Annotated in this window: 3 protein-coding genes and 1 pseudogene; all 4 read right to left on the bottom strand. The window is 66.4% G+C overall.

All coding sequences use genetic code 11. The features are described 5' to 3' along the window. The coding region (gene holA / locus P8X75_15235; GenBank protein MEJ1996534.1) for a DNA polymerase III subunit delta at positions 1-1,037 on the bottom strand (1,037 nt) is incomplete at its 3' end. Between the two features lie 10 nt (positions 1,038-1,047). After that, entirely contained in the window at positions 1,048-1,407 is a 360-nt protein-coding gene (gene lptE, locus P8X75_15230) for an LPS assembly lipoprotein LptE (protein ID MEJ1996533.1), read from the bottom strand. After that, on the bottom strand, positions 1,385-1,519 hold the full coding sequence (locus tag P8X75_15225; GenBank protein ID MEJ1996532.1) for a hypothetical protein: 135 nt from the start codon (positions 1,517-1,519) through the stop codon (positions 1,385-1,387). Before P8X75_15225 ends, lptE begins: the two co-directional genes overlap by 23 nt. Next, positions 1,509-3,928: pseudogene (gene leuS / locus P8X75_15220) on the bottom strand (leucine--tRNA ligase). The gene P8X75_15225 and the pseudogene leuS overlap by 11 nt, the downstream one beginning before the upstream one ends.

Below are 3,928 nucleotides of genomic sequence, written 5' to 3'. Positions count from 1 at the left end.
CGCCTCTGCCTTGGCGCCCGTGCCGTGATCTCAAAGAGCGCGCGTGAGGTGAGCAGCGCCGCCGGCGCGCCCGTGCGCTTGCAGGCGAGTTCGCATTCCAGCAGGCGGTTGATGGCTTGGCCGAGCCTGGCGCTGCTCCAGAGGTTCAGCTGCGCGCCGAAGGGCCCCTTCATCTTGAAGAAGATCGGCGGGCGGAGCTGACTCATCGCCTGCTCCGCGGAACGGCCTGCGTCCATCAAGCTGCGCGCAGTCGCCAGCCGCATGAAGTGACCCGAGACGGCGCGCAGAACCGGAATGGCGTTCGCGCCCTCGGCGAAGGCCTTTTCCAGGATTCGCTCCACGGCGGCGAGCTCGCCATCCGCCCCGGCGCGGGAGAGATCGTCAAGCGTCAGATGGGCGCTGTCGCCCACGGTGGCCAGGACGTCGTCCAGGGCAATCTCGGCGTTGCCGGCCTCCGGCGGCCCCTTGTAGGTCACCAGCTTTTCGATCTCCCGCCGCGTGACCTGCCGGTTGCTGCCCAGATTGCCGCTCAAGTAAGCCAGGGCGTCGTGGCTGATCGAAAAGCCAGCCTCCTTCAAACTGTCGCGCAGCAATTGGGTGAGATTGCGGTCCTCGTCCCGGTAGCAGGCGACCGCGGCGCCGCTCTCCGCCTTTTCGAACAGCCCGCGAATCTTCGAGCGGGGCGTCAGGTCCTCGGCTTCGATCACCAGCAGAGCGTCGCCTGGAAGCTCGGCGAGAAACCTCTCGAACTGGGCGGCCAGGGTCTCTTCCGGCTTCACGACCCTCAAGACTCGCCGCCCGCCGCCAAAGCAGATCGCGGCGGCTTCGTCGTTGAGCAGGGCGGGATCGTCTTTCAGCGCGGAAGATGAGAGTTCGGCGACGCGGAAAGGGTCCTTCGGATCCTCCACCACGCTGCGCGTCACCGCTTCGGCCCGCTCACGCACCAGCCCGCCGTCGGGCCCGTAAAGCAGAACGGCGCGAATCTTCGGGTCGGGCTTTTGGGTGAAGCGGTCAGCCGAGCGGGCGTCGATCTTCATCGTGCTTTCTTCAGGCGCCGTCCGGCGACTGTGCGGCGAAGTAGACCGCCAGCCGCTGGGCGATATCGTTTGCGATGACTTTGCTCGAACGTTCGCGGGCGTCGCGCTCGGCGGAGATGGTGCCGTACTGGGCTTCCAGGTCCAGCGCCGAGTAACCGCTCGAAGCGTTGCTTTCGCCGCTGAAGAGCACGGTGCGGCCATCGGCCGTATAGAGCGTGTAGCGCGTCCGGATCTTCAGATTGTAGCGGCTGGCCGTGGCGTCCCGGCGGATGCCCAGGCTCTGGATCCGCTCCTTGATCGAAACCCGCAGANNNNAGCGGGGCGATGCGCACGGAGTGCAGGCGGTCCTAGGTGGAGGTGCCGCTGCCATAGAGCGGTTGGAACCCGCAGGCTGAGGCCGATAGCGCCACCATGAAGAGGCCGCTGGCGCCCGCCAGGAATCTGCGCCGGCCGGTCAGCTTGTCCTTCGCATCAAGCGACAATGTTCACCACCCTGTTCGGCACCACGATGATCTTTCGCGGCGCTTTGCCCTCCAGAATGCGCTGCACGGCCTCGGCGGCCAGCGCCTGCTCTTCCGCCGCCGACTTGTCGCAGTCGCGCGGCAATTCGATGGTCGCGCGAAGCTTACCATTGACCTGCACGGCAATGGTAACGCTCTCTTCGGTGACGAGCGAGCCATCGGCTTCGGGCCAGGGCTGGTCGGCCAAAAGACCGTCGTGGCCCAGACGCTGCCACAGCTCTTCGGCCAGATGCGGCATCATGGGCCCGATCAGCCGTGTGAGCGTCTCCAGCGCTTCGCGGAGCGCCCAGGCCTCGCCCTCGTTCCCGGCCTTGAAGCTTTGCAGTTCGTTGGAGAGCTCGTAGACCCGCGCCACGCGGCAGGGACTCCAGCACGGCGCTGGCCTGGCGCCAAAGCCGCTGCGTGAAGCGCCAGGCGCCGGCGATGCCCGCGTCGGTCCATTCCATGTCGCGGTCGGGTGGACTGTCGGAGAGCATGAACCAGCGCGCCGTGTCGGCGCCGTACTCCTGGATGATGATCTCCGGGTCCACGGTGTTGCGCTTGGACTTGGACATCTTCTCGGTGCGGCCCACGGTAACGGGCTTGCCGTCCAGGGTCGTGACGCTCTCTCCCTCCCGCTTCACCTCCTCGGGCGAAAGCCAATCGCCGTCGGGGCCGCGATAGGTCTCATGGCCGATCATGCCCTGGGTGAAGAGGCCGGCGAAGGGTTCGGCGAGGTCGAGGTAGCCGCAGTCGCGCAGCGCGCGGGTGAAGAAGCGCGAATAAAGCAGATGCAGGACCGCATGCTCGATGCCGCCGATGTACTGGTCCACCGGCAGCCAGTAGTCCACGGCCTCCCGGTCCAGGGGCGTCTCGGCGCGCGGGCTGCAGAAGCGCGCGAAGTACCAGGACGAGTCGACGAAGGTGTCCATGGTGTCCGTGTCCCGCTCAGCGGCCTTGCCGCAGGAGGGGCAGTCGGTCTGCTTCCAGGTCGGGTGGTGCGCCAGCGGGTTGCCCGGCTTGTCGAGGCTCACGTCTTCAGGAAGTTCGACCGGAAGTTGCTCTTTGGGAACCGGCACCGGCCCGCAGTCCGGGCAGTGGATGACCGGGATCGGGCAGCCCCAGTAGCGCTGGCGCGAAATGCCCCAGTCGCGCAGGCGGTACTGGATCGTGCCCTCGCCGCGCTTGTTGGCTTCCAGCCAGGCGACGGCCTTGTCGATCGCCTCGATCGGGGTGATCTCCCGCTCCTCCATGAAGCCGGCGGCGGTGTAGAGTACCTTCTGTGAGTCCGACTTCTCCACGTAGGCGGTCTCGGAGATGTGGAACAGCGTTTCCTTGCCGCCGCCGGGCGCCTTGAGCTGCACCACCGGGTTGTCGGCGAAGCGCTGGGCGTGTTGCTGGAGCTCCTCGGGGGTCGGGTCGCGCGCCTCCAGGGGGCGGTAGGTCTCGATCACCGGCAGGCCGTACTTGTTGGCGAAGTCCAGGTCGCGCTGGTCGCCCGACGGCACGCCGAAGATCGCGCCGGTGCCATAGTCCATCAGCACGAAGTTGGCGGCATAGACCGGCAGCTCGACGTCCGGAAGGTAGGGGTGGCGCCCCTTCAGCCCGGTGTCGTAGCCCTTTTTCTCCGCCGCCTCGATCGCGGCTTCGCTGGTGCCGGTCTTGTCGCAGTCGGCGACGAAGGCCCGCAGCGCCTCATCCTTCTCCGCCAGCTCGGCGATCAGGGGATGATGCGGCGAGAGCGCCAGGAAGGAGGCGCCGTCCAGGGTGTCGGGCCGGGTGGTGAAGACTTCGAGAGGATCTTCGCGTCCCTCGATCTCGAACCAGATACGCGCACCGCGCGAACGCCCGATCCAGTTCTCTTGCATCAGGCGGACCTTCTCCGGCCAGCGGTCGAGGCCGCCGATGGCCTCCAGCAGGTCGTCGGAGTACTTCGTGATCCTGAAGAACCATTGCGCCAGCTTGCGCCGTTCGACCGGCGCGCCCGAACGCCAGCCGCAGCCGTCGATCACCTGCTCGTTGGCCAGCACCGTCTGGTCGACGGGGTCCCCGTTGAGCCAGGACTCCTTGCGATAGACGAGACCCGCCTTCATGAAGTCGATGAACATCTTCTGTTCGTGGCGGTAGTAGCCGGGGTGGCAGGTCGCCAGCTCGCGGGACCAGTCGATGGAAAGGCCCATGGAACGAAGCTGTGCGCGCATCGCCGCGATGTTCTCATAGGTCCACTTCGCCGGATGGACCTTCTTCTGCATGGCGGCGTTTTCCGCCGGCAGTCCGAAGGCGTCCCAGCCCATGGGATGCAAGACGTTGAAACCTTTTGCCCTTTTGTATCGGGCGATCACGTCGCCGATGGTGTAATTGCGCACGTGACCCATGTGGATGCGTCCCGAG

Source organism: Limibacillus sp., assembly GCA_037379885.1.
Taxonomy (GTDB): domain Bacteria; phylum Pseudomonadota; class Alphaproteobacteria; order Kiloniellales; family CECT-8803; genus JARRJC01.
This window is presented reverse-complemented; position numbering and strand designations above follow the sequence as displayed.